At 59.6% G+C, this 21478-nt stretch carries 27 protein-coding genes and 2 pseudogenes; 12 read left to right on the forward strand and 17 right to left on the reverse strand.

Going from position 1 to position 21478, the window contains the following annotated elements:
- The first annotated feature begins 55 nt into the window (after positions 1-55).
- The 4 genes from ACZ6YA_RS22475 to ACZ6YA_RS22490 all read left to right on the forward strand — a co-directional run bounded on the left by ACZ6YA_RS22475 (position 56) and on the right by ACZ6YA_RS22490 (position 2473).
- Complete coding sequence (locus ACZ6YA_RS22475) at positions 56-913, forward strand: SDR family oxidoreductase (RefSeq protein ID WP_465899549.1); 858 nt, start codon at positions 56-58, stop codon at positions 911-913.
- 85 nt (positions 914-998) lie between these two features.
- Positions 999-1502 carry a CinA family protein gene (locus ACZ6YA_RS22480; RefSeq protein WP_465899550.1) on the forward strand — a complete coding sequence of 168 codons (504 nt, stop codon included), beginning with the start codon at positions 999-1001 and terminating at the stop codon, positions 1500-1502.
- A gap of 14 nt (positions 1503-1516) precedes the next feature.
- Entirely contained in the window at positions 1517-2020 is a 504-nt protein-coding gene (locus ACZ6YA_RS22485) for a hypothetical protein (RefSeq protein WP_465899552.1), read from the forward strand.
- Between the two features lie 9 nt (positions 2021-2029).
- Entirely contained in the window at positions 2030-2473 is a 444-nt protein-coding gene (locus ACZ6YA_RS22490) for a DUF421 domain-containing protein (RefSeq protein ID WP_465899554.1), read from the forward strand.
- 222 nt (positions 2474-2695) lie between these two features.
- On the opposite strand, the gene ACZ6YA_RS22495 is transcribed toward ACZ6YA_RS22490, so the two are convergent.
- The 3 genes from ACZ6YA_RS22495 to ACZ6YA_RS22505 are packed head-to-tail and all read right to left on the reverse strand — an operon-like array spanning position 2696 to position 4415.
- Positions 2696-3469, reverse strand: coding sequence for a DUF3618 domain-containing protein (locus ACZ6YA_RS22495; RefSeq protein ID WP_465899556.1), 774 nt, complete (start codon positions 3467-3469; stop codon positions 2696-2698).
- Entirely contained in the window at positions 3466-3894 is a 429-nt protein-coding gene (locus ACZ6YA_RS22500) for a phage holin family protein (protein ID WP_465899558.1), read from the reverse strand. Before ACZ6YA_RS22500 ends, ACZ6YA_RS22495 begins: the two co-directional genes overlap by 4 nt.
- A complete protein-coding gene (locus ACZ6YA_RS22505) occupies positions 3894-4415 on the reverse strand; it encodes a hypothetical protein (RefSeq protein ID WP_465899560.1) in 522 nt (173 codons plus the stop codon). Before ACZ6YA_RS22505 ends, ACZ6YA_RS22500 begins: the two co-directional genes overlap by 1 nt.
- A gap of 330 nt (positions 4416-4745) precedes the next feature.
- On the opposite strand from ACZ6YA_RS22505, the gene ACZ6YA_RS22510 reads away from it, so the two are divergent.
- Both ACZ6YA_RS22510 and ACZ6YA_RS22515 read left to right on the forward strand, forming a co-directional pair.
- Entirely contained in the window at positions 4746-5210 is a 465-nt protein-coding gene (locus tag ACZ6YA_RS22510) for a hemerythrin domain-containing protein (RefSeq protein ID WP_465899562.1), read from the forward strand.
- A gap of 77 nt (positions 5211-5287) precedes the next feature.
- Positions 5288-5533: a hypothetical protein gene (locus tag ACZ6YA_RS22515; protein WP_400801676.1), complete on the forward strand. Its 246-nt coding sequence runs from the start codon at positions 5288-5290 to the stop codon at positions 5531-5533.
- Between the two features lie 13 nt (positions 5534-5546).
- Here the strand turns inward: ACZ6YA_RS22515 and ACZ6YA_RS22520 are convergent, their stop codons facing one another.
- Entirely contained in the window at positions 5547-5921 is a 375-nt protein-coding gene (locus tag ACZ6YA_RS22520; RefSeq protein WP_465899564.1) for a termination factor Rho, read from the reverse strand.
- A 35-nt stretch (positions 5922-5956) separates the two neighbouring features.
- Entirely contained in the window at positions 5957-6151 is a 195-nt protein-coding gene (locus ACZ6YA_RS22525) for a metallothionein (protein ID WP_465899566.1), read from the reverse strand.
- A 253-nt stretch (positions 6152-6404) separates the two neighbouring features.
- Between ACZ6YA_RS22525 and ACZ6YA_RS22530 the strand changes: the two genes are divergently transcribed.
- The 3 genes from ACZ6YA_RS22530 (at position 6405) to ACZ6YA_RS22540 (ending at position 11017) form a co-directional block, all read left to right on the forward strand.
- A complete protein-coding gene (locus ACZ6YA_RS22530) occupies positions 6405-7631 on the forward strand; it encodes an MFS transporter (RefSeq protein WP_465899568.1) in 1227 nt (408 codons plus the stop codon).
- Positions 7632-7755: 124 nt separating this feature from the next.
- A complete protein-coding gene (locus ACZ6YA_RS22535) occupies positions 7756-9084 on the forward strand; it encodes a UDP-glucose dehydrogenase family protein (protein WP_465899570.1) in 1329 nt (442 codons plus the stop codon).
- Between the two features lie 79 nt (positions 9085-9163).
- Entirely contained in the window at positions 9164-11017 is a 1854-nt protein-coding gene (locus ACZ6YA_RS22540) for an ABC transporter ATP-binding protein (RefSeq protein ID WP_465899572.1), read from the forward strand.
- Between the two features lie 6 nt (positions 11018-11023).
- Here the strand turns inward: ACZ6YA_RS22540 and ACZ6YA_RS22545 are convergent.
- From ACZ6YA_RS22545 to ACZ6YA_RS22565, 5 genes and pseudogenes are all read right to left on the reverse strand, one after another.
- Positions 11024-11152: pseudogene (locus ACZ6YA_RS22545) on the reverse strand (DUF6021 family protein); the annotation flags it as partial.
- A 223-nt stretch (positions 11153-11375) separates the two neighbouring features.
- Positions 11376-12071, reverse strand: a complete 696-nt coding sequence (locus tag ACZ6YA_RS22550; protein WP_465899574.1) for a GntR family transcriptional regulator — start codon at positions 12069-12071, stop codon at positions 11376-11378.
- Between the two features lie 131 nt (positions 12072-12202).
- Positions 12203-13426, reverse strand: a complete 1224-nt coding sequence (locus ACZ6YA_RS22555; RefSeq protein WP_465899576.1) for an amidohydrolase family protein — start codon at positions 13424-13426, stop codon at positions 12203-12205.
- Positions 13427-13483: 57 nt separating this feature from the next.
- Positions 13484-13954 (reverse strand): cyanase, encoded by a 471-nt coding sequence (gene cynS, locus ACZ6YA_RS22560; protein WP_465899578.1) that lies wholly within the window; start codon positions 13952-13954, stop codon positions 13484-13486.
- Between the two features lie 29 nt (positions 13955-13983).
- The gene (locus tag ACZ6YA_RS22565) at positions 13984-14643 is read right to left on the reverse strand and encodes a carbonic anhydrase (RefSeq protein WP_465899580.1); all 660 of its coding nucleotides are present in this window, start codon (positions 14641-14643) and stop codon (positions 13984-13986) included.
- A 110-nt stretch (positions 14644-14753) separates the two neighbouring features.
- Between ACZ6YA_RS22565 and cynR the strand changes: the two genes are divergently transcribed.
- The 3 genes from cynR to ACZ6YA_RS22580 all read left to right on the forward strand — a co-directional run bounded on the left by cynR (position 14754) and on the right by ACZ6YA_RS22580 (position 16919).
- Positions 14754-15644: a transcriptional regulator CynR gene (cynR, locus tag ACZ6YA_RS22570; protein WP_465899582.1), complete on the forward strand. Its 891-nt coding sequence runs from the start codon at positions 14754-14756 to the stop codon at positions 15642-15644.
- Between the two features lie 325 nt (positions 15645-15969).
- A complete protein-coding gene (locus ACZ6YA_RS22575; protein WP_465899584.1) occupies positions 15970-16563 on the forward strand; it encodes a GNAT family N-acetyltransferase in 594 nt (197 codons plus the stop codon).
- Positions 16560-16919, forward strand: coding sequence for a cupin domain-containing protein (locus tag ACZ6YA_RS22580; protein ID WP_465899586.1), 360 nt, complete (start codon positions 16560-16562; stop codon positions 16917-16919). The genes ACZ6YA_RS22575 and ACZ6YA_RS22580 overlap by 4 nt, the downstream gene beginning before the upstream one ends.
- Positions 16920-17213: 294 nt before the next feature.
- Here ACZ6YA_RS22580 and ACZ6YA_RS22585 read toward each other — a convergent pair whose 3' ends face one another.
- The 7 genes and pseudogenes from ACZ6YA_RS22585 to ACZ6YA_RS22615 form a co-directional block, all read right to left on the reverse strand.
- Positions 17214-17588 carry a MerR family transcriptional regulator gene (locus ACZ6YA_RS22585; RefSeq protein WP_465899588.1) on the reverse strand — a complete coding sequence of 125 codons (375 nt, stop codon included), beginning with the start codon at positions 17586-17588 and terminating at the stop codon, positions 17214-17216.
- A gap of 71 nt (positions 17589-17659) precedes the next feature.
- On the reverse strand, positions 17660-18235 hold the full coding sequence (locus tag ACZ6YA_RS22590; protein ID WP_465899590.1) for an NAD(P)H-dependent oxidoreductase: 576 nt from the start codon (positions 18233-18235) through the stop codon (positions 17660-17662).
- A gap of 72 nt (positions 18236-18307) precedes the next feature.
- Positions 18308-18814: a bifunctional diaminohydroxyphosphoribosylaminopyrimidine deaminase/5-amino-6-(5-phosphoribosylamino)uracil reductase RibD gene (locus ACZ6YA_RS22595; protein WP_465899591.1), complete on the reverse strand. Its 507-nt coding sequence runs from the start codon at positions 18812-18814 to the stop codon at positions 18308-18310.
- A complete protein-coding gene (locus tag ACZ6YA_RS22600) occupies positions 18807-18938 on the reverse strand; it encodes a hypothetical protein (RefSeq protein WP_465899593.1) in 132 nt (43 codons plus the stop codon). Before ACZ6YA_RS22600 ends, ACZ6YA_RS22595 begins: the two co-directional genes overlap by 8 nt.
- Positions 18939-19004: 66 nt before the next feature.
- Positions 19005-19568 (reverse strand): annotated as a pseudogene (locus ACZ6YA_RS22605) (transporter); the annotation flags it as partial.
- Positions 19569-19903: 335 nt separating this feature from the next.
- Positions 19904-20389 carry an alpha/beta fold hydrolase gene (locus ACZ6YA_RS22610; RefSeq protein ID WP_465899595.1) on the reverse strand — a complete coding sequence of 162 codons (486 nt, stop codon included), beginning with the start codon at positions 20387-20389 and terminating at the stop codon, positions 19904-19906.
- Positions 20390-20568: 179 nt separating this feature from the next.
- Entirely contained in the window at positions 20569-21237 is a 669-nt protein-coding gene (locus ACZ6YA_RS22615; RefSeq protein WP_465899597.1) for a hypothetical protein, read from the reverse strand.
- Between the last annotated feature and the right edge of the window lie 241 nt (positions 21238-21478).

Genomic DNA, 21478 nt, shown 5'->3' on the forward strand with positions numbered 1-21478 from the left:
AGCAGCAGCTTCTTTCCAACGGGTATCACCATCCACAATCGCAGGAGCTTGTGCCATGCGCGACTACCCAACCCCGCCCTTTCCATCGCAACCCCAAAATGTACCCGGCTCACAACGCAAGATGGAGCCTTACCCTGACTGTGGCGAGCAGTCCTACAAAGGCAGCGGTCGCCTGAAAGGTAAGATCGCCCTGATTACGGGTGCCGACAGTGGCATCGGTCGGGCTGTGGCGATTGCCTACGCACGTGAAGGTGCCGACGTAGCGATTGCCTATCTGGATGAACACGACGATGCCCAGGAAACGGCCCGTTGGGTTGAAGCCGCTGGCCGTCAGTGCCTGCTGCTGCCGGGCGATCTCGGGCAAAAGCAGCATTGTTACGACATCGTCGATCAAACGGTCGAGCAGTTCGGGCGTATCGACATCCTGGTCAATAACGCGGCGTTCCAGATGGCCCATGAAACCTTGGATGAAATAGACGATGACGAGTGGCTGATGACGTTCGACGTCAACATCACTGCCATTTTCCGTATTTGCCAGCGCGCCCTTCCCTCCATGCCAAAGGGCAGCTCGATCATCAACACAAGCTCGGTGAATTCCGATGATCCCTCGCCCCAGCTGCTGGCCTATGCGACGACAAAAGGCGCGATTGCCAACTTCACTGCAGGCTTGGCCCAGTTATTGGGCAAGCAAGGCATTCGTGTGAACAGTGTTGCGCCCGGACCAATTTGGACGCCGTTGATTCCCGCAACGATGCCCGATGAAGCGGTCCAAAACTTCGGCTCGAGCTACCCAATGGGTCGACCCGGGCAGCCTGTCGAAGTCGCGCCTATCTATGTCTTGCTCGGCTCGGACGAAGCCAGCTACATCTCTGGCTCACGTTATGCGGTAACCGGTGGCAAGCCAATCCTCTGATCTAAACGGCCAGCACCGGAAAACGTGCTGAACCATTTGCCTGCAAACCACGTCCACCGCTAAAGATCTAGCGAGTCGACAGGAAATGGAAAGCGATCCGGTGCTGGCCGTACTTGGCTATCTGAAAGACCACCATTTAGTGCTCACTACCGCTGAATCCTGTACTGCCGGTTGCATGGTCGCGCTGCTCGCGGCGTTTCCGGGGACTGGCGAAGTGCTGGACAGCGGCTACGTTGTCTATTCACCCAGCGCCAAAAAACGCCTGTTAGGCGTCGACCCCGCCACCATCGAACGTTATGGGTTGACCAGCGAGGCGGTTGCATGGGAGATGGCATTGGGCGCTTTGCGTGATAGCGACGCCAATGTCGTCATTGCCACCACGGGCGTCGCCGGGCCGTCTCCTACGTCAGGGGTTTTACCCGGCACCCTGTGTTTCGCCTGGGCCTTCGCAGGCGAACCGGTTGCGGTATTCACCCGTACACAGCGGTTTTTCGGTGAGCGCTCACAGGTCATGCACGAAGGCGCTCTGTATGGGCTAACGCGGCTGGTTCACTACCATGAACGTTGGCTGCGCGGCGAGCGCGCTTGAGGGCATGGGCCGTGATGGATGACGAATTCACCTCTCGCACCGAGCCGGTTCAAGAAAACATGGCCCTGCAGCGGCGTGTCTGGCGCTTCGAGCGCATGGGATGGTACGCGCTGGTGGTCGTCATTCTTCTGGGGCTTGCAGGCGTGTTCGGCAATGGCCCATTGAGCGATGCGCAGGTCAGCAGCCGCGATGGCAGGCTGCAGGTGGACTACCAGCGGTTGAGCCGCAGCGGTACTACCGATAGCCTGAAAATAAGGGTCCAGGGGCGTGCGGGGGAGCCTGTGAATATTCAACTCAGCGGCTCGCTGTTCAGCGAAGCCAGCATCGAGACCCTGCAGCCCGAACCCCAATTGTCACGTTCTCAAGGCGACTCGATCCTGCTGCAGACGGGTAGCAGCACCGATGGCCGCGTCACACTTTATCTGACGCTGCGCAGTGAGTCGGTAGGTCAATTGCAAGCCCAAGTCAGGACAGGCCCAGGCACAGCCGTGCACTTTTCAACCTTCCTTTATCCCTAGGAGCACGTCATGGATTCGATCCTTCGTGCGGCGGGTATGTATGTCGCATTGATGCTGTTGTTTCGCATAGCGGGACGACGCTCGCTGGCAGACCTGACCACGTTCGATTTTGTCCTGCTGCTGATCATCGGCGAGGCCACCCAACAAGCCCTGTTGGGGGATGACTTCTCCTTTACCAATGCCATGCTGGTGATCGCCACGCTGATCGCCCTGGACGTCGGCCTATCGCTCGCCAAACTCAATTCCAAGCGCTTGGCCCGTCTGCTCGACGGCCACGCAACCGTGGTCGTCGAGAACGGCAAATTCCTTCATCGGCGTATGAGACGCGCACGCCTGACCGAAGATGACATCCTGGAATCGGCTCGCGACAGCCAGGGCATCGAGCATATCGAGCAAGTCAAGTTCGCCATCGTCGAGCGCAATGGGAAGATCTCGGTCATACCGGTCGAATGATCAACCTCGATTACAGACTCTCTCGAGTGAATCGATCAGCTCCTCATATTGCACCGGTTTGCTCATCTCGATCTTGAAAACACCCTCCTTCGCACGGTGACGATGCTGATGATCGCCAAATCCACTCAGTGCATTGGAAGGAGAAAGACAGAGAGTCATTCGACTCCGCTGCAGGCCCTTTTCCCTATAAGAAAAAAGGGCCGGCGAGGTGCTTGAGAAGATTCAAGAAGGGAAGCCCAACCCTGCGGAAAGGTCAGAGCCTTCAGGCCTGCCGACTTTCTGGTCCGACGGTTGTTCGCCTTTTTGATCAAGGGATTGTTCGACAGAGGCTTTTACCTCGCGCCCCTTGGCCTTGGCCAGATCGGTCAATCGGTCGCTGCTGGCACCCATCAGTTGATCCTCCTTTCGAGTACCTGGAAGCGCGGCCCCCAGCGCCGCGCCCAGCGCTATTCCCAAAGCCGCCAGGACCAACGGTTGCTCTTGCAGCAGATGGTCGAACTGCCCCTTGAGCGCCGTAGTCTGGTCCGCAACTTTATGCGCCGAATCCCGTGCTCCGCTGCCCAACTCGTTGGCCCGGTCGCGCACGTCATGGGCCCTCATGCGTACTTTATGACCGGCATCTTGCATTGCCTCTCCTGCGTGAGCGACAGCGCTCTTGACCGTGCCCACCGCCTCGCCCAGCTTCTCGCCCAATCCCGGCCCTGTATGGGCGGGCCCAGCGTTGAAGGGTCGATTCTGATTGACCCCCAGCCACGCCAATCCCAACACCGTCAATGTCGCGGGGACCGGGTTGTTCTTGAGGGTAGTGCCGAGGTTTTGGAAAAATTCGCCTCCATTGCCCTTGGCGTAGGCCAGCACTCGATCGACCATCTGGCCGGGGCTCAAGCGCTGTTCCAAGGCGTCGACCAGATCGCTGATGTGCTCGCGTTTGGCATTGATTTCCTGCTCCAGCAGGTCGGGGTCTTTCTGCGCTTCATGTTCGAATGAGGTGGTCATGGCAGTTTCCTCTTCAACGTTTCCTTGTCCTGTTGCATGGCGTGCAAGGTGCGGTCAGGCGCCAGATGGGTGGGCTCGAACTGCTTCTTGCCGGACTGCAGCATGATGAAACCGATCACCACGGTGATTGCCCCCACGATCAGGGCAGCCAGCCAAGGCGCGACCACCGTTGCCAGCGCATAGACCGCCGCCAGCAGCAGGATGATGAAGCCGGCCAGCACCACGATCGCGCCCGCCGCGACTGCGGCAGTCCCGGCCTTGAGAGTGGCAAGGTTGTGCTGCAGCTCGGCCTTGGCCAGCGCCAGTTCCTTGGTGAACAAGTCTGGAACTTCTCGCATCAGCTGGCGCAGCAGGCCACCGACGCCGAGTGCGTCATCGTCCGGCGTATGCAGACCTGGGGTTGTATGCAGAGTGTCTTTGTTCATCATTCGGCCCCTCTCAATGGGTCACGCTGGAACGGGCTTCCACCCACCGGAGTGCCCGCTCCGGCGCCTATCGGGTCGACTGGGGTATAGGGTGAATGGGTGGATACGTCGCTGCCCTTATCAGGCACAACGGACGGTGCCGGGCGGTAATCACTTGAGGCAGCTGCGGGGGCCTCGTGCGTGGCGCTGGCTCGCATGAAGCGCGACACGGCAAACCCGACCGCTACGCTGCCGGCGAGAAACAACGCCGGGTTGTCGCGTGCCAACTGGGCACCGCGTTGCAGCAGGCTCTCGGCGCTTTCATGACGCACCTGCTCGGCGAATTCCCCCATGCAGCTCGCGGCCTGGGTCAGGTAGTGAGAGAGGCCGAGGCTGTCATTGTTTTCCAGCGCACTGGCCGCGGAACGTGCGCTCTCCTTAAGCGAGTCGAGTTGATCGGCTGCGCTGTCGCGATAGTGCTCGAATTGCTCGCTACCCATGTGACGGGCTTCGTCGAGCAGCGCACCGGCCTCATCGGTCATCGTGTGCAGATGATCCTGTGGGGTGCCGGGTGACGAACTTGAACTCTGATCGGTCTTTTCCATGGTGACGCCCTCGAAACGGATGAGTTGGCGAATGCGAAATCCTGGGAGCATTCATTCGAGGGACGTAATGGCGGCGAGAAGAGTTCAGCGATTTGGATACGTGACATTTACTTCAAGATCAAAAGAACATCGCACAATTAGCCTACCTCCCGGCAATTGGTGTTAGCGCAGTAATCAACGCTGATCTTCCGCGTTGAACCTTGAGGCCTGCACTTCACTCCACCGACGGCAACCTTCATTTTTTCCAAGACCCTGACGAGGTATCCCATGAATGCAATCGAATTGCTGATCCAGGATCATCAACTGGTCAAAAAGTTGCTCGAAGAACTTTCGTCAACGACCGAGCGTGCGGTGAAGAAGCGCGCCGAGTTGCTGGCTCGTATCAAACAGGAAGTCAGTATTCATACTGCCTTGGAGGAAGAGATCCTGTACCCGGCGATCAAGCAGGCCGGCGGTAAGGAAGAGGCAAAGATGTATTACGAAGCCAAGGAAGAACATCGCACGGTCGACTCGCTGGTGATTCCCGACCTGCTGCACACCGAAACCAACACCGTTGAATTCGCAGGGCGGGTCAAGGTGATGAAGGAGCTGCTGGAGCATCACATCGAAGAAGAAGAAAGCGAACTGTTCCCGACTGCAAGGAAGCTTTTGGGCAAACAGGAACTCGAGGAGATGGGGATGGCCATGGAAGCACAGAAAAAGCTGCTCAAAGAGGAACAGCGCGCCGCTTGATAAATAACCTGCGCGCCCATGCGGGCGCGCAGGTATCGGTTCATATAGCAACCAAAACGCGGTAAAGGAACAGACTGATGGAATTCTGGATCGACCTCCTTGATTGGCCCGCCATGGTGCTGACTGTGCTTGCAGCCTGGTTCATAGGGTCAAAACGTGCGGGCCGACGCAAAGTGGGCTTCTGCTGCTTTATGGCCAGCAATCTGCTGTGGGCTGTCTGGGGCTGGCACGCACAAGCCTGGGCGCTGATCATCCTGCAACTGTGCCTGTGCACCATGAACGTGCGCGGCTGGAAGAAGAATACGGCAATGCAAGCAGGCTGAACGACGCCCAGTCTTATTTGCCTAATGCTGCAACCAACTGTGCTTTGCTCATGCTGGAACGCCCCTTGATATCGCGGCTGCGTGCCTCCTTCATCAGGCTTTCCTTGGTCTGTGTTTCCAGCGAAGAAGCGGATGTGCGTGAATGGCCCTGACGCGTTTTCGCCGCGCGTTTGGCCGAATCCGAGCGCGCTGTCTTCTTCTCGCTCGATGACGTCTTCTTGCCAGACCCGCCCGACTTTTCTCCGCCGCCTGACTGCTTGTTGACGGTGGCCCAGGCGCGTGATTCAGCCTCGGGCTTGGAAACCCCCTTCTGCTCGTAACTCTCTTCGATGTGCTCGGCCTTGCGTTTTTGTTTTTCCGTATACTTGTCTTTGTCTCCACGGGGCATGGTGTGCACTCCTCTAGATCAACGCAATGAACAGGCTAAACGGGCTGCATCTTGTCAGTCGATACAGAATCTGCCGCCTCGCCACACTTGCACCCGGCCATCCGGCAGGGCTCACCATGGCGGTGGCCTGTGGCACATGCTTCACAGCAATAGGCTTCACCACCTTGCACATGGGCATTTGCATCCACGGTGCATGAACATTCTTTGCAGGCACAACGTTGCTCGCTCATCATCCTATCTCCCGTTTCGATTGAGGGCAGGTCTTGCTCAATCGACCTGGCAGAGGGATGAATGATTCAGAGATTCTTGCCAAACGGCGGATGAGGGAGCGCAAGCGCTCTGCGTCATGGGTTTCATCGATCAGGCTGATGATTACTATCAAGACGCCTGTTTGTCCGCTGACTGAACCCGACTTTTATAATCACCTTCAATTTTCTCGCTTTTCGCCTGCTACAGGCGATCCTCTCCTTTGGAACCCCCCGCATGTCAACAACTAGCCAGGCCTCATCAGGCCTTCCCGAACACGATCAACAGAGCGTCAAGCAACAGTGGCTGGCCATTCTCTCGGTCGCCGTGGGTGCCTTCGCCCTGGTTACCAGCGAGTTCCTCCCCGTGGGCGTGCTCAACGACGTCGCCAGCGACCTGGGCATCAGCGCCGGCCAGGCCGGCCTGATGGTGACCCTGCCCGGCATCATGGCCGCCCTCGCCGCCCCTTTGCTGTCGGTGGGCATTGGCGCCCTGGATCGACGTTACCTGCTGATCGGCCTGACGCTGATCATGATCATCGCCAATGCGGTCGTGGCCTATGCCAGTGACTTCAACCTGCTGCTGTTCGGCCGCGTGCTGCTGGGCGTCAGTATCGGTGGCTTCTGGGCCACCGCCATCGCCCTCAGCGGCCGCCTTGCGCCCAAAGGCGTGGGCGTGGCCCAGGCCACGTCGATCATCATGGTCGGTGTGACCCTGGCTACCGTGCTCGGCGTGCCCGTCGGTACCTGGCTGAGTGGTCTGCTGGGTTGGCGCATGACCTTCCTGGTCACCGCGCTAGTGGGCGTGCCGGTGCTGTTGGCGCAAGTCCTGTTGCTGCCGCGGCTCAACCCGGACAAAGCCATTCGCATCAGCGACCTGCCGGCGCTGTTCATCAATCCGCAAGCCCGGGTTGGCTTGATCGCGGTCCTGCTGATCGGCTTGGCGCATTTTGCCGCTTACACCTATGTCGCCCCGTTCTTCAAGCAGAATGCCGGCTTCGATGGGCCGACCATCGGCTCGCTGCTGCTGCTCTATGGCGTGGCCGGGGTCATTGGCAACGTGTTCGCCGGTTTCGCTGCCAACCGTAGCGTGCGTCACACCTTGATGCTGGTCGCGCTGCTGATTGCCGTCAGCACTGCGCTGTTCCCGCACTTCGCCACCGGCATGACCGGTGCCGCGATGCTGATTGCGCTGTGGGGCTTCGCCTTCGGCGCCTTCCCGGCCTGCGCGAGCATCTGGATGTTCGTCGTCGCACCCAAGGATGTCGAACGCGGCATGCCGCTGTTCGTCGCCATGTTCCAGGTGATCATTGCCCTCGGTTCGTTCTTCGGCGGGCGGATCGTCGACCAGCTGGGCAGCTCGGTGCTGTTGAGCCTGGCCACGGCCCTGGTCGGTTGCGGGTTCGTGACCGTGCTGGTGCTGGGGCGCAACGTCAGCAACAGCCTGGCCGCGCAACCTTCCTGAACCGCGATGTAGCAAGCCCTGCGAGGCCTTAACCAAACTTAAACACAAACGTGACATTTGTCTTTTCAGCCTGTTCGCAAGGATCGGTGCACCACCGGCCCGGACTCGACAAGGGAGCTGCAAGATGAAGGTCACGGTTTTCGGTACAGGGTATGTAGGGCTCACTCAAGCGGTCTGCCTGGCCCAGGTCGGGCATTCGGTGCTCTGCATGGATGTCGATGCCGAGCGAATAGCCGCCCTGCAAGACGGGCACTGTCCGCTTTTCGAGCCCGGCATGGCACCGTTGTTGAGCAAGAACATCGCCTGCGGTCGACTGCGTTTCACTACAGACCCCAGGCGTGCGATCGACCACGCCAGGTTGCTGTTCATCGCCGTCGGCACTCCGCCGCAGGGCGATGGCAGTGCTGACCTGAGCCAGGTTTTCGCGGTGGTCGGCAGCATCCTGGAGCACGCCGACGACCCTAAAGTGATCGTCAACAAGTCCACCTCCCCGGTCGGCACGGTCGATCGCATCAGGGCCTTGATCGATGCGAACCCCGACGCCCAGCAGTTCAGGGTTGTCAGCAATCCCGAATTTCTCAAGGAAGGCTCGGCCATCGACGACTGCATGCGCCCGGATCGCATCATCATCGGTGGCGCCGGGCCTGCGGAAGTGGAACTGTTGCGCGAGCTGTACCTGCCCTTCAACCGCAACAGGGAAAAGTTCATGGTCATGGACGCGCGCAGCGCCGAGATGACCAAATACGCCGCCAACTGCATGCTGGCGACGAAAATTTCCTTTATCAACGAGATGGCCAACCTGGCCGAGCACTTGGGCGCCGATATCGAAATGGTGCGCAGGGGCATCGGCTCGGACCCGCGAATCGGTTACGACTTCATCTACGCGGGCTGTGGCTTTGGCGGCTCGTGCTTCCCCAAGGATCTCCAGGCTCTGCGCAGAAGCGCCGAAGCCGAAGGCTTCGAGCCCCAGTTGCTACAGGCGGTGGAGGCCATCAACCAACAGCAGAAAAACCGGCTGTTCGCCAAAATCCAGCGGCACTATCCCGAAGGTTTGGCCGGCAAGGTCTTTGCGTTTTGGGGGTTGTCCTTCAAACCCAACACCAATGACATTCGCGAAGCGTGCAGCCGCGTACTGCTTGAAGCGCTGTGGGCCGCCGGAGCGCGGGTGCAGGCACACGATCCGCAGGCCATGGCGGAAATCCAGCGGCATTACGGCACACGCCCCGACCTGACCCTGGTGAACTGCAAGGACGACGCGCTCGAAGGCGCCGACGCCCTGGTGATCGTCACCGAATGGCACGACTACCGGGTGCTGAATTTGGACCAAATGCCCCATCAGCTGGCCGACCGCGTGGTGTTCGATGGCCGCAACCTGTTCGAGCCCGAGCACATGGCCGGCGCTGGCCTGACCTACTACGGCATTGGCCGCGGCCAGGTACAACCGCCCGCCTGAGTTGGAATGCCGGGGAACGGCGGGTACCCTGCTGTGGCCTAAGATGAGGCTTGCGATCCATTGCCTTGCGGAGACCACCATGCTGGGTGCTTTTGAACGACGGCTCGACCCCTTTCCACCTGACGAGGCGCCACCGCCCCCCGTTGGCCTGATGCGCTTCCTGTGGGCCTGCACGCGAGGTGCCCGCGGCTACATCCTGGCGCTCGCGCTGTTCAGTGCCAGTGTGTCGATCTACGAAGCGTGGCTGTTTTCCTTTCTCGGGCAGGTCGTTGACTTGCTGCCCACCTGGCAAGCCGGCGGCGCCGCGGGCGAACAGGAACGGTCCATCTTGTGGGGCATCGGCATCGTCCTGCTGACCAGCATCGGGTTGGTGGCCATGCGCACGATGCTGCAGCATCAGGTACTGGCGATCAACCTGCCGCTACGCCTGCGCTGGGACTTCCATCGGCTGATGCTGCGGCAAAGCCTGTCGTTCTTTTCCGACGAGTTCTCCGGACGCGTTACCACCAAGGTGATGCAGACCGCGCTGGCCGTGCGTGAAGTGCTGTTCACCCTGATCGAGATCATCCCCGGTATCGGCGTGTACTTCATCGCGATCATCGCCCTCGCCGGTGGCTTCGACCTGAAGCTGATGCTGCCCTTCATTGCCTGGGTCGCGCTGTTCGGCCTGGCCATGCTGTACTTCGTGCCCCGTCTGGGCAAGGTCGGCCAGGAGCAGGCCCACGCGCGCTCATCGATGACCGGCCGGGTTTCGGACGCCTACACCAACATCACCACGGTGAAGCTGTTCTCGCACTCCAAGCGTGAAGCGCACTTCGCCCGCGCAGCGATGGAAGACTTCAAGCAGACGGGCTTTCGCCAGATGCGCCTGGTCAGCCAGTTCGAGATCGTCAACCAGGCGCTGGTGGTCGGGCTGATTTTTGCTGCAGGAGGCTATGCCTTGTGGCTGTGGCACCAGGGTCAAGTCGGTACCGGTGCGGTGGCGGCGATTACCGCCATGGCCTTGCGGGTCAACGGCATGTCGCACTGGATCATGTGGCAGATGACCTCGCTGTTCGAGAACATCGGCACCGTGCAGGATGGCATGGCCACCTTGACCCGTGGCCCCAAGGTGCAGGATGCACCGGAGGCTGGCGTACTGGCCACTTCAGGCGGGGCGGTCGTGTTCGACAACGTCAGTTTCAACTACAACGGTGAGCGCCAGGTGCTCGATGGCTTGAGTTTGACTATCCGCCCCGGCGAAAAAGTCGGCCTGGTGGGCCGTTCCGGCGCGGGCAAATCGACCTTGATCAACCTGCTGCTGCGCTTCTACGACGTGGACAACGGCGAGATTCGCATCGACGGCCAGAACATCGCCAAGGTCACTCAGGACAGCCTGCGCAGTGCCATCGGCATGGTCACCCAGGACACCTCCCTGCTGCACCGCTCGATACGTGACAACATCGCCTACGGCCGCCCCGACGCCACCGAGGCGCAGATCCACCGCGCCGCGGTCAATGCCCAGGCCGACGGCTTCATCAGCCAGTTGAGCGACCGCCAGGGCCATAGCGGCTATGACACCCTGGTGGGCGAGCGTGGTATCAAGCTCTCCGGTGGTCAGCGTCAACGCATCGCCATCGCTCGGGTGATGTTGAAGAACGCCCCGATTCTGTTACTCGACGAGGCTACCAGCGCGCTCGACTCGGAAGTCGAAGTCGCCATTCAGGAAAGCCTCAATGAAATGATGCAGGGCAAGACCGTGATCGCGATCGCCCACCGGCTATCAACCATCGCGGCCATGGACCGGCTGATCGTCATGGACGAAGGGCGCATAATCGAACAAGGCACCCACAGCGAGCTGCTCGGCAAAAACGGCACCTATGCCAGGCTGTGGCAACACCAGAGCGGCGGCTTCCTCGGTGAGGATCAGGGTGTTGCCGAGGCCGTGGAGTAACCCGTGCTAGCCCTTCGGCGGCTTGGCCGGCCCCTGGGGATCCACCTGCGGGTCGTCCAGGTCCGGGGAGTCGGGGTCGAAGCCCAGGTCTTGCTTGCGTGTCGCGTGCTCGGACGAGTGCGGCCCCTTGTCTCGGGCCGTTCGCTGCGCCGTTGAATCATGCGCGGTGCCGGTCGAGCCGTCCGGGCGATGGGCATCGTTGTCGCGTTCTTGCTCGCCGTGGGTGGCAGACCCTTTGGGTTGATTAGTCATCACGCCTCCTGTCTGTTGTGCGTCAACCAGGCATCGGTTGGCATAACAGAGGAAGCCCCAAGTGAGGATAAAGTTCAGCGCAGCTTCGCGAGCCTGGATGGATGGCTCACAGACCTGACAACGCCTGGCGCAGGTTGACCTCCGGTGGCGCCACATCGTCGAGGGTCAACTGGCCTTCGAGCTCATCCAGGTGCGCAATCATATGGTTCACGGCAGCCTGGTTATCACCCTCGCGCAACGCGTCGATGATTGCCTGATGCTCGCAAGAGGCGCAGGGCGGGCTGTCGCCACGCTGGTACAGCGCGACGATCAATGAACTGCGCACCATCAGATTACCAAGTATCTCCGCCAGCACTCGGTTGCCACACACCTCCCCCAGCAACAGGTGAAACTCGCAGAGCACGCGAACGATGAGCCGGCGATCAGTGCCGGCTGTTACTGTGCATTCGTCGCGCATGTGCTGGTCGATACGCTTGCGATGCTCCGCGACATGTGCAGAGGAAATTCCTTCGACGATCGCCCGCTCCACTGCCCGGCGTGCGGCAAAGATCTCCCGCGCCTCACGCGCGCTGGGCTGGGCTACGGTGGCGCCACGATTGCGCTCGATGTCGACGATACGATCCATGGCCAGGCGCTGCAGCGCCGCCTGCACGTGGTTGCGGTTGGCCTGCAAGGCTTCGACGATATGCGCTTCGACCAGGCGCACGCCAGGGCGCAGGCGGTGCTGGGCGATGGCCGTGGACAGCACCTCGGCGATACGCTGGACTTCCTGCTGCTTGCTGCTGACCACCTTGCTTTTCATCACCACCTCAAGACCCTCAACGCATGGGGCAGGCATTATCCGCCGGGCCCGTGCAGTGCGGCAATCGGTGCGATGCCCGAAGCGCCCCGAGAGACTACATCCTTGAGGGTGGTTTCCTACAAAAATTCGGATCAGAAGGCTACTGAGCTGCATTGCTCGACTGTCGCTGCGACCTTTCCCCGCTTGAGCACCATCAGCCGCGCCGGCAGATCGAGAATGATATCACTGACCGCACGGGTGTTAAGCAGCACCAGGTCCGCATCCTTGCCCACTGCCAGGCCGTAATTGCTCAAGCCCAGGGCTTTCGCCGGGCTGGTGGTGAGCATGGCGAGGACCGTGGCTTGGTCATCCGCCCCGCCCAGATGGCAGGCCGGCAGCGCCAGTTGCGCGATGTTGAGCAGGTCGCCCGTGCCATAAGGGGTGAACGCATTGCGGATGTTGTTGGTAGCCAGGCAAACGTTGACGCCGGCATCTCGCAGTGCCCGCACAGGGGTCAAGGTGCGCCGCACATTGTGGCTGTCGCCACGGGCACCCAGGTGCAGGTCGGTGGCAGGTAGGCACATCACGCTGATATCCGCCTTGCGCAGCAACTCGATGATCGGCGCCTGCCGCTCGGGGGCGACGGCCGCCAGGCTGGTGAGGTGACCGACGCAGACGCGCCCTTGATAACCCTCCGCGAGGGTCTTGCGGGCCACGTATTCGATGGTCATGTGCTCGGCGTCATCGGCAAAATCCTGGTGGAGATCGATGGGCTTGCCATAGCGTTTGGCCAGGTCGAAAACGAAGTCGATGTGCTCGATGGGGCAACTGTCGTTGTAGGGGATGCCGCCAACGACATCGGCGCCCTTTTCCATGGCTTCGGTCATCATGGCCTTCATTCCTGGCAGTTTCAGGATCCCTTCCTGAGGAAAAGCGACCACCTGGATATCAATGAAATCACGGTACTTTTCTCGCAGTTCCAGCACCACATCCAGGCCGGTGAACCCCTGTGACGGATCGAACTCGGCGTGGGCACGGACATGGGTGCTGCCTGCCTGCACCAACGCGCGCAGCACCTGGGTAGAACGCGCCAGGATGTCGTCTCGGGTCAGCGTCGGCTTGAGTGCCGCCGTCACCGCGATGGCTTCTTTCAAGGTGCCCGAGCGGTTGGCGCGACGCTGCATGACGTTGGCTTTTTCCAGATGCAAATGGCCTTCGACGAACCCGGGAATCAGCACATTGCCGTTGCCCTGGACCTCCTGCTTTGCACCTGCAACGAGGGCGGGGCCGACCGCTACGATCTTGCCGTCCTGCACACCGACATCCACCAACGGTTGCGCATCATCGATGCGTACGTTTCGAAAAATCATATCCATGCGCTTGAGTCCTCCGGCGGTCGGGCGCGGTCAGGCGCCGGACCGCTTGCATCGGGATTAGAAGGGTTTGGTCGGCAGGTACTTGCCGTCCAGGGTGATCACCGCGCGCGAGCCGCCTTCCGGATCTTCGACCTTCTTGATGTCCAGCTTGAAGTTGATGGCGCTGATGATGCCGTCACCGAACTTCTCGTGAACCAGGGCCTTGAGGGTGGTGCCGTAGACCTGCAGCATCTCGTAGAAGCGGTAAATCGTAGGGTCGGTCGGCACACCGTTTTCCATGCAGCCGCGTACCGGTACGGTTTGCAGCAGGGCAATGCCATCGACGTCGAGGCCGAGTTTTTCGCCGACGACCTGGGCGGCGCCGGCAGGCAGCGGGTGCTGGCCCAGCAGCGCGGCGGTCACGAAGGCTTCGGACAAGCCAGTACCGTCAGTGATCTGGGCGTAAGACAGGTCTTTGCGTGCCTTGGCCATGAGGATGACTTCGGTCAGGGCCTGACGAACGCTCTGAGTGGCTTGGGACTGGATCATGGGGTTATCTCCTTGGGTGAAAAATAGGTTCAAGCAGCGTGCTTGGGTTGATGGGAAACAGCCTGTACCTGCGGGTTGTCCGCGAGGCTGACGAATGTGCCGGTGCTGCCATCGAAGGCGTCGATACGGCCGCTCTCGATGTCGTAAATCCACCCGTGCAGAGTGACCCGGCCCTCTTCCAGGGCGAGGCGTACGGACGGGTGGGTCTGGATATTGGCCAATTGGGCAATGACGTTCTCACGCACCATGGCCTCGACCTTGCTGTGCCGGTCCTGATGCTGACGGGCTTCGTTCACCACCCGGGCGGAGTCGGCGTAGCGCAGCCAACCGGCCACGGCGGGCATGTGGTCCAGGCACTTGCAGGTGGCGATGGCGGTCATGGCGCCGCAGTCGGAGTGGCCGCAGATCACGATATCCGCGACTTGCAGTGCGGCGACGGCGTACTCGACCGAGGCGGATACGCCACCTGGCTCAGGGCCGTAGGACGGCACGATGTTGCCGGCATTGCGGATGACAAACAGGTCGCCCGGTTCGCGTTGGGTCACCAGCTCCGGCACCAGCCGGCTGTCGGAGCAAGAGATGAACAGCGCCCTCGGGCTCTGCTGCGTGGCAAGTTCCTTGAACAGCTTGACTCGCTCGGGGAAGGCGTCTTTCTGGAACTTCAAGAATCCGTCGATGATGGCTTTCATGGCTGCTACCTCTGTCTGGCCGTTGTTGAAGCAAAGGTTACGGACCTGCTTACATAAGGTAAAAGTCTCATTTATTATCATATGCATCAGATAATCTTATGTGAGTAGCCATGCTTGCCCGACACATCCAGTACTTCCTCGCGGTAGCGGAGCATCACAGCTTCACCCGGGCCGCAGCGGCCTTGCATGTCTCCCAGCCCGCACTGTCGCAGCAGGTCAAACAGCTGGAGGAAAGCCTCGGCGCTCAGTTATTTGATCGATCAGGCCGCACGACCCGCCTGACCGATGCAGGTGAGGTTTATCTGCGATACGCGCGCCGTGCCTCCCAAGAACTTCAGGAGGCCCAGCGCGCCATTCATGATGTGCGCGACCTCAGCCGAGGGTCGCTGCGGGTGGCGGTGACGCCGACCTTCACCAGCTATCTGATCGGCCCACTGGTCGAGGCGTTCTACTGTCGGTATCCAGGCATCACCCTGAACGTACGAGAAATCTCCCAGGAACGCATGGAGGCGCTTTTGCTGGCCGATGAGCTGGATGTTGGTATCGCGTTCGAGCAGGCGCATGCTCAGGACATCGATGCGGTCCCGCTGCTGGTGGAAACCCTTGCCTTGGTGGTCAGCCGTACACACCCCTTGGCAGAGAACCAGTCCGTCGGGCTGCAAACCCTCAGCGCGCAAGCGCTGGTGTTGCTCAACGGGGAGTTTGCTACCCGTGAACAGATCGACCGCTATTGCCGTCAGCACGACATTCATCCCCAGGTTCGGATGGAGGCCAACACCATCAGTGCCGTGCTGGAAATCGTGCGCAGGGTGAAACTGTCCACGCTGTTGCCCGCTGCAGTCGCCCTGGCTCATGACGACCTGATTGCCATTGCGCTCGATCCGGCTCGCCTACAGCGCACCGCGGTGCTGATGCGGCGCAAGGGTGCTTATCAGAGTGCCGCCGTTCGGGTTTTCATCGAGTTGGTCAAGGAAGTGGCTGCGCGGCTGGAGAAGTATTAGAGGAATGCGGCGAGATCACGCCGTACGCTGGTTTGGTACAGGACCTAGACGAATAATCGTTAAAGGCTTGCATCATCTTCTGCCAAGTCGATAAATCGGCGGAATCAAAGTTTCGATTCGCAGCGACTCAACGGTGATGTCCAAGGGCATGCCGAACCCAGGCGCCACCGAGCCTGTTGCAAATGTGGGCATGGGTAGCGTCGCACGCCGTGCTGTCGGAGTTCGCTCAGAGCATGATGGGAACCGTTCAACCCGTCTACCCTGCCTGTCAGCCAAAGGTGTAAACCTTGAAAAACTAACACCTGATCCCTTGGAAGCACTGTGCATGTCTATCGACTTCAGACCCGCTCAAGCCTCGGACGCGCACGATATTGCGCGCTTCTTTCAACTGACTTCGGAGGGCATGGCCGATTACATATGGAGCAAACTTGCCGCACCTGGAGAAGCACTACTGAGTGTCGGTGCTTCTCGCTATGCCAGGGACCAGGGTGACTTTTCTTACAAGAACTGCCTTATGGCCACCGTTGAAGGACGCGTCATCGGCATGATGCATAGCTATGCCTTGCGTGAGATGCCCGACAGGCCTGTTGAGACAGACCCGGTCCTGGCGCCTTACTCCGACATGGAAATCCCCGATACGTTATACATATCCAGCCTGGCCCTGGATGAGGCCTGGCGCAGCCAGGGCTTGGGTGCCTTGTTTCTTGGCCACGCCCAGCAACGCGCTGAAAACTCTGGGCTCAATGGGCTATGCCTGATCGATTATGCAGAAAACCACGGTGCGCGCCATTTCTACGAACGTCACGGTTTTCAAATTGTAAAAGCTTGCCAGATTGTTCCGCACCCGATGCTGGGCGTAACCGGTGAAGCCTATTTGATGTATCGCCCTAACCACAACGTGCTCGAGAAAAAACCATGAACAAGAAACTGACCGTGTTCCGCGAACTGGAAATCCAACCGGTTCGCGACCTTCCCTTTTTTGAAGAGATCTTGCAAGGCACCCCTCACACGCTGACGTCCAAGTACTATCACGATGAACAGCAAGGTCGTATTTCCGGGGAATGGGAAGCCAGCACTGGAACGTGGCGCATCGACTACAAGGTTTGGGAGTTCTGCCATGTCCTGAGGGGACGCTGCGTCATCGAGCTCGAGGGTTGCGCCCCAACCACACTGGCCGCTGGCGACACGTTCATTATTGAGCCGGGAGCCAAGGGCAAATGGACCGTGCTGGAAGACATGAAAAAGAACTTCGTGATTCTCTTGCCTGCCAATTAAGCACAGGGGCGCGGTTCATCGAGCGTAGTTCAAGGGTAGTTTGCATGTAACCGGCGCCTGATATATGCCGCTCGATATAGTCTTACGGTCGTTTCTGGTCAGAGGAGTTCGGCTGCTATCGACCCATCGCGGTCAGTGAGGGCAGCAGTGAGCATTGTGGAATGCGGACTTGTCCCGCGATGATGCCGGCCACAAACATAGACATATCAGGCACGAGCTATGCCCGTGTTCGTGGGTCAAGCCCGCTGCTGCTGCGATCGCATTTAGATCGAAGCCAGAAGCTCGCATTGTTGCTTATGGCAGACGCTCAAGCCCGCACTGATACTTGGCACCTTCAATGCTTGCTTCAAACGCCTCGAGCCCAGCATATATCTGTTGCAGCCCAGTGATTTGCCCCAGCACTTCGCGTTTCTTGTCGGCAATGGCCTTGACCGCCAACTCCGACGGCAAATCAGCACCCTGATGCCTCAGCAGAATCGCCTGCAGCTCCTTCAGTTTGAAACCCAACTGCTGAGCACATTTGATGAACATCAGCAGCTCGACACTCTGCTGGTTGTAAACGCGGTACTGCCCCTGGCGCTCGGGCGGAGGCAGCAGGCCAATCGCTTCATAGTGGCGGATGGTCTTGACCGTGGTGCCCGACAGTTGGGCGGCTTTGCCGATGTACATGAACGTCCTTTTCATAAGGGGCGGCGCATCATTGCATGGCGCCATCGGTTCGGGAACCCCATAGGCGCAGGTCAGCCGGCGATGCCTCGTGCCTGTTCGAGCCAGGCTCCGCGCCGCCGCGCGCTGGAGCCGAGCAGTGGCCCGAACATCAGAGTACGCAGCGGTCTGATACCGCAGAACTGCAACGTGGTCTTGCGCACCTGGTGAAGCCCAGGCATGCGATACACCCAGCGGTAGTACCACGGCGGTGTATCCATCGTCACCAGCAGATGCGCCGTTCGCCCCTTGAGCAGTTGCTCGGGAAAAGCCTTCCCTGCCCTATATCGGAACGCGAAACCGGGCAGGAACACGCGGTCGAAAAAGCCTTTCATCAAGGCAGGGATACCGCCCCACCAAATGGGGTAGATAAAGGCTAGGTGCTCGGCCCAGGTAATGTCGGCCTGGGCCCTGAGCAGGTCGGGTTCCAGTGGCTGCGCTTGCCGGTAGCCGCTACGCAGCACCGGGTCGAAGCTCAAGGCATCAAGCCGTAACACCCTTACATCATGGCCGGCACTTCTGGCCGCCTCGACATAACTCTCGGTCAGCGCTGCGCAGAAACTTTCGCCTGACGGGTGCCCCAGCACCACGAGTACTCGTTTGCTCATCATCACTTCATCCTGAACATGAAACGTGCAGGGTAAAGCCTGACCCTAACGGGAGAGTCAACTGCTCAGGCTGCTCTAGGGCCGTTGCAGTGCACCCGCAATCGCCTCATCACCTAGCAGACCAACTGTCACCTCGATCCCAGCCTGCCGAAGGATTTCGATACCGGCTCCAGCATTTCGCGGGTCGGGATCGAGCATTGCGACATGTACGCGCGAAACGCCAGCGCTCACCAAGGCCAACGCACATGAAGGTGTGCGGCCTGCGAACGAACACGGTTCCAAAGTCACGTAAGCGGTCAGCTCGGCAAGACCTCTTTCCAGAAGCGAAAGCGCCATCGCCTCCGCGTGGTGACTTCCAGGCGGCTGAGTGAATCCGAAGGTCACGACGCGCCCTTCGCGGACAATCACGCAGCCCACCGGAGGGTTCGGCAGGCACGCCGGCAGGGCACTCCTACCATGGGCTAGCGCTTGGCTCATGAATGCCTTGTCGCTGTCGTCGAACTTGCTTTGATCAAGAGCAAGCGGCATACCGGACAGTGCCGCCCGAATGAATGGCGCCTTTTTTTCTAGATACTCAGCCATCCCACCCGTATTGCTCGACTCCATAGAGTTCATCGCCGAAGGCCGAGGCAATGCGCGGCTTGTCTGCCAGAAAACGCAAGGGCCATGCTGAGTCGTAGGAAACGATTTTGCTAGTCAGTGCCATGTCCAATCCTTGGCGGCAAACACGAAGGGCGCCGGATTATCCCTCTAGCCGGGAGCAACCTCAATGATTGATGGTGTAGCTGTAGTGGCCCTCAGCAGCCCATAGTGGGTCCTGTTCCAGCTTCTGATTACCAAGGTAGTCATCATTGTCGCCGTAGAACGACACCCAGGTATTGAACTCAAGCCAGGTGTTGCCGATGGGATGGCCGAAGGCAAGTTCCGGCTTGAGCACCCAACGATTAGAACCGATGTTGATAATGCGGTCCTTGTCGTAGTCGCCAGTGGGCGCCGTCACCCACAGGGCACCACTGAGGAAGGTTTCGGGTGTCCATTGGGCAAACTCTTCCTGACTTAAAGCAGGTGCACCGAACAGGTTGTGAACCACTACGATCTGCGTGTCACCCATGCCGCCATTCTTCTTTGTCCCATCGAAAAGCCGACCATTGTCGAAGGAAGCTTCGACGTCGGCATCGGGGCTGGATCACCTGAATCCCTGAGGTCCTGCCGGCTATGTCCATCGTACGCGCGTAACGCAGCAGTACAGGTCGGCGTCAAGCGACAAGCCATCCAGCGGCAAAGCGGTATCGATTGGGGTGTTGGTATCGATCCGGTTGTAGTAGCCAAAAATCATGTTCAGGTCTTTTGGCAGGTTCTGCCAGTCTCTGGCATTGTCCGCTTGTACGTTGGCGCATGACGCAATCACGCCGAGACCTAACAGCGTGGGTAGACTCCAACGCAAACGCTCAGGGGTAAATGTCATAACCCAGCCGCACAGGTCCATCACGAGGGTGAACTGACCCAACGCGCTGTAGACAGGTCAGTCAATGCATTGGCTGGTTCAAGCGTAGACGCATTCCACACACTGCAAAGCCTGCAACGATCCCACCGCCAGCTTCAGGTCGGAAGCGGTCATTTGTGCCGGTGCCGTTGGCCCAAAAATCCTGCTGGCATTGAGTCAGAGTCCGTTCACTTATCGAGAAATTCCATCACGATACTGGCGAACCGTTGCGGCTGGTCAAACATGATGAAGTGAAAACCACCGTCAACACGCGTGTGATGAACTTCAGGTGTATTAGCGTAGGCCTGACGGTACATCGCATCGACAGTGGATGCAGGCACGCCGTACAGTTCGTCATAGGCATACACGACTTCGACCGGCACCCTGATGCGGCTGAGCTCAGGACGTAGGTCGGTGACCATCAATTCATACACGGCATCCGCCACTGTCTTGCGATCGGAGCTGATTCCCGCTGCGGCCAAGTCGTCCCTGACTGCTTCGGTTTTGACGAGACGGGCGATGGTGGCCTGTTGCATGGCCGCGGCCTGCTCCGGCGATGCCGACAGCAGCGAGTCACGCATTGCAGCGGCGTGCGGTGCAGCGGTTTCGCTGGTCGCCGAAGGGGTCAGCAGCAACGTATAGAAGGGCAATGCATCGATGATCATCGTCTTCAAGGGTACATTCAACAATCAAATTGGTGTGAATCACATTGTGAGGACTTTTCTTTCACTCAATTTTCACGCCATCACAGGGAAACTTAAGCTATCCCTACGTGATAGACCTTGCCCGCCTAGCAGCGGGCTTTCTTTTGCCCGCCAATCGGCCGCCTTGGCTGCCTCCCTCCCGAGAATCATCAGCGCATCTTGGCAGGCGATCGTCCTTCGGTGTCGCTCAGTTTCAGCGCGGTAGCCCGCATTACCGATTCCAGGCCCTGCTCAAGTGCTTCAGCGTCCGTGTGCGAGGCGCGTGTGTAGACCTCATAGCTGATCTGGTTTTTTTGATTGAGCCAGCGCAAGTGAGTCATGCGTATCTCCCCTCTGGTAACCGTCCTCCTCTTCACCAATGGGTGGTGCGGGTCACTTTGGTTGGCGAAGTCATCGTCAAACACCCGGACCCGCTGAGTCAGTGCAGCCGCGTAGTCGTATTCATAGGTGACAACATGGGCTGCGCCGCAGGCATAGACCGACATGACGCCATTGAGACCTCCGTCCTTGCGTTCGACACCGGCGGGCGCCTCGGTGGCAAGCTTGCAATAGAGCTGCTCGATAGCCGCCCTGGAAGGCGACGCGAAGGTGGGCGTCTGGCTGAAAATCCCGCCCATCCCCTTGGCGCTTTCTACGCTTGCGGTGGTCTGCTCCAGGCTTGAGAAACTGGCTGTAGGCGGCGGGCGGACGGACGTTTCATTCTGACGAGGAATATCTGCCTGGCTCAGTATCTCCAGATCGGCCTGCGCTGGGGCCGCAGCGAGCGACAGCAGCGCAACAAGACTACTCAGTAGCAGTTGTGAAAAAGTGATAGGCAATTCAGGAAGCGTCTTCTCATGGGTCCCTCCCGAAAGAGCAGCAGCGGTCGAGGCCTTGCAGCGGCCACTCCACCTTAGACGATTGTACGTCGCTGTTTTTCAGGCACGACCCGAAATGCCACCGGCTTCGCCGGTGTTCGCGGCTTAAGCCGCTTGTGTCTTGAAGAGGGATTAGAATCTGGAGTGAGAGCGGTGAATGACAAGCTGAGTGCCGCAGGTGCCATGAGCACGAGTGGGAGCA

Source organism: Pseudomonas sp. NPDC090752, assembly GCF_055584805.1.

Bases quoted from the DNA above. Each gene is read 5' to 3' on its own strand.
- ACZ6YA_RS22480 (WP_465899550.1), top strand. From the start codon at position 999: ATGGAAAGCGATCCGGTGCTGGCCGTACTTGGCTATCTGAAAGACCAC.
- ACZ6YA_RS22490 (WP_465899554.1), top strand. From the start codon at position 2,030: ATGGATTCGATCCTTCGTGCGGCGGGTATGTATGTCGCATTGATGCTG.
- ACZ6YA_RS22595 (WP_465899591.1), bottom strand. From the start codon at position 18,814: ATGGCTGAGTATCTAGAAAAAAAGGCGCCATTCATTCGGGCGGCACTG.
- ACZ6YA_RS22590 (WP_465899590.1), bottom strand. From the start codon at position 18,235: ATGATGAGCAAACGAGTACTCGTGGTGCTGGGGCACCCGTCAGGCGAA.
- ACZ6YA_RS22485 (WP_465899552.1), top strand. From the start codon at position 1,517: ATGGATGACGAATTCACCTCTCGCACCGAGCCGGTTCAAGAAAACATG.
- ACZ6YA_RS22530 (WP_465899568.1), top strand. From the start codon at position 6,405: ATGTCAACAACTAGCCAGGCCTCATCAGGCCTTCCCGAACACGATCAA.
- ACZ6YA_RS22505 (WP_465899560.1), bottom strand. From the start codon at position 4,415: ATGACCGATGAGGCCGGTGCGCTGCTCGACGAAGCCCGTCACATGGGT.
- ACZ6YA_RS22540 (WP_465899572.1), top strand. From the start codon at position 9,164: ATGCTGGGTGCTTTTGAACGACGGCTCGACCCCTTTCCACCTGACGAG.
- ACZ6YA_RS22475 (WP_465899549.1), top strand. From the start codon at position 56: ATGCGCGACTACCCAACCCCGCCCTTTCCATCGCAACCCCAAAATGTA.
- ACZ6YA_RS22500 (WP_465899558.1), bottom strand. From the start codon at position 3,894: ATGAACAAAGACACTCTGCATACAACCCCAGGTCTGCATACGCCGGAC.
- ACZ6YA_RS22495 (WP_465899556.1), bottom strand. From the start codon at position 3,469: ATGACCACCTCATTCGAACATGAAGCGCAGAAAGACCCCGACCTGCTG.
- ACZ6YA_RS22585 (WP_465899588.1), bottom strand. From the start codon at position 17,588: ATGTACATCGGCAAAGCCGCCCAACTGTCGGGCACCACGGTCAAGACC.
- ACZ6YA_RS22515 (WP_400801676.1), top strand. From the start codon at position 5,288: ATGGAATTCTGGATCGACCTCCTTGATTGGCCCGCCATGGTGCTGACT.
- cynR (WP_465899582.1), top strand. From the start codon at position 14,754: ATGCTTGCCCGACACATCCAGTACTTCCTCGCGGTAGCGGAGCATCAC.
- cynS (WP_465899578.1), bottom strand. From the start codon at position 13,954: ATGATCCAGTCCCAAGCCACTCAGAGCGTTCGTCAGGCCCTGACCGAA.
- ACZ6YA_RS22550 (WP_465899574.1), bottom strand. From the start codon at position 12,071: ATGAAAAGCAAGGTGGTCAGCAGCAAGCAGCAGGAAGTCCAGCGTATC.
- ACZ6YA_RS22600 (WP_465899593.1), bottom strand. From the start codon at position 18,938: ATGGCACTGACTAGCAAAATCGTTTCCTACGACTCAGCATGGCCCTTG.
- ACZ6YA_RS22565 (WP_465899580.1), bottom strand. From the start codon at position 14,643: ATGAAAGCCATCATCGACGGATTCTTGAAGTTCCAGAAAGACGCCTTC.
- ACZ6YA_RS22535 (WP_465899570.1), top strand. From the start codon at position 7,756: ATGAAGGTCACGGTTTTCGGTACAGGGTATGTAGGGCTCACTCAAGCG.
- ACZ6YA_RS22525 (WP_465899566.1), bottom strand. From the start codon at position 6,151: ATGAGCGAGCAACGTTGTGCCTGCAAAGAATGTTCATGCACCGTGGAT.
- ACZ6YA_RS22555 (WP_465899576.1), bottom strand. From the start codon at position 13,426: ATGGATATGATTTTTCGAAACGTACGCATCGATGATGCGCAACCGTTG.
- ACZ6YA_RS22520 (WP_465899564.1), bottom strand. From the start codon at position 5,921: ATGCCCCGTGGAGACAAAGACAAGTATACGGAAAAACAAAAACGCAAG.
- ACZ6YA_RS22575 (WP_465899584.1), top strand. From the start codon at position 15,970: ATGTCTATCGACTTCAGACCCGCTCAAGCCTCGGACGCGCACGATATT.
- ACZ6YA_RS22580 (WP_465899586.1), top strand. From the start codon at position 16,560: ATGAACAAGAAACTGACCGTGTTCCGCGAACTGGAAATCCAACCGGTT.
- ACZ6YA_RS22510 (WP_465899562.1), top strand. From the start codon at position 4,746: ATGAATGCAATCGAATTGCTGATCCAGGATCATCAACTGGTCAAAAAG.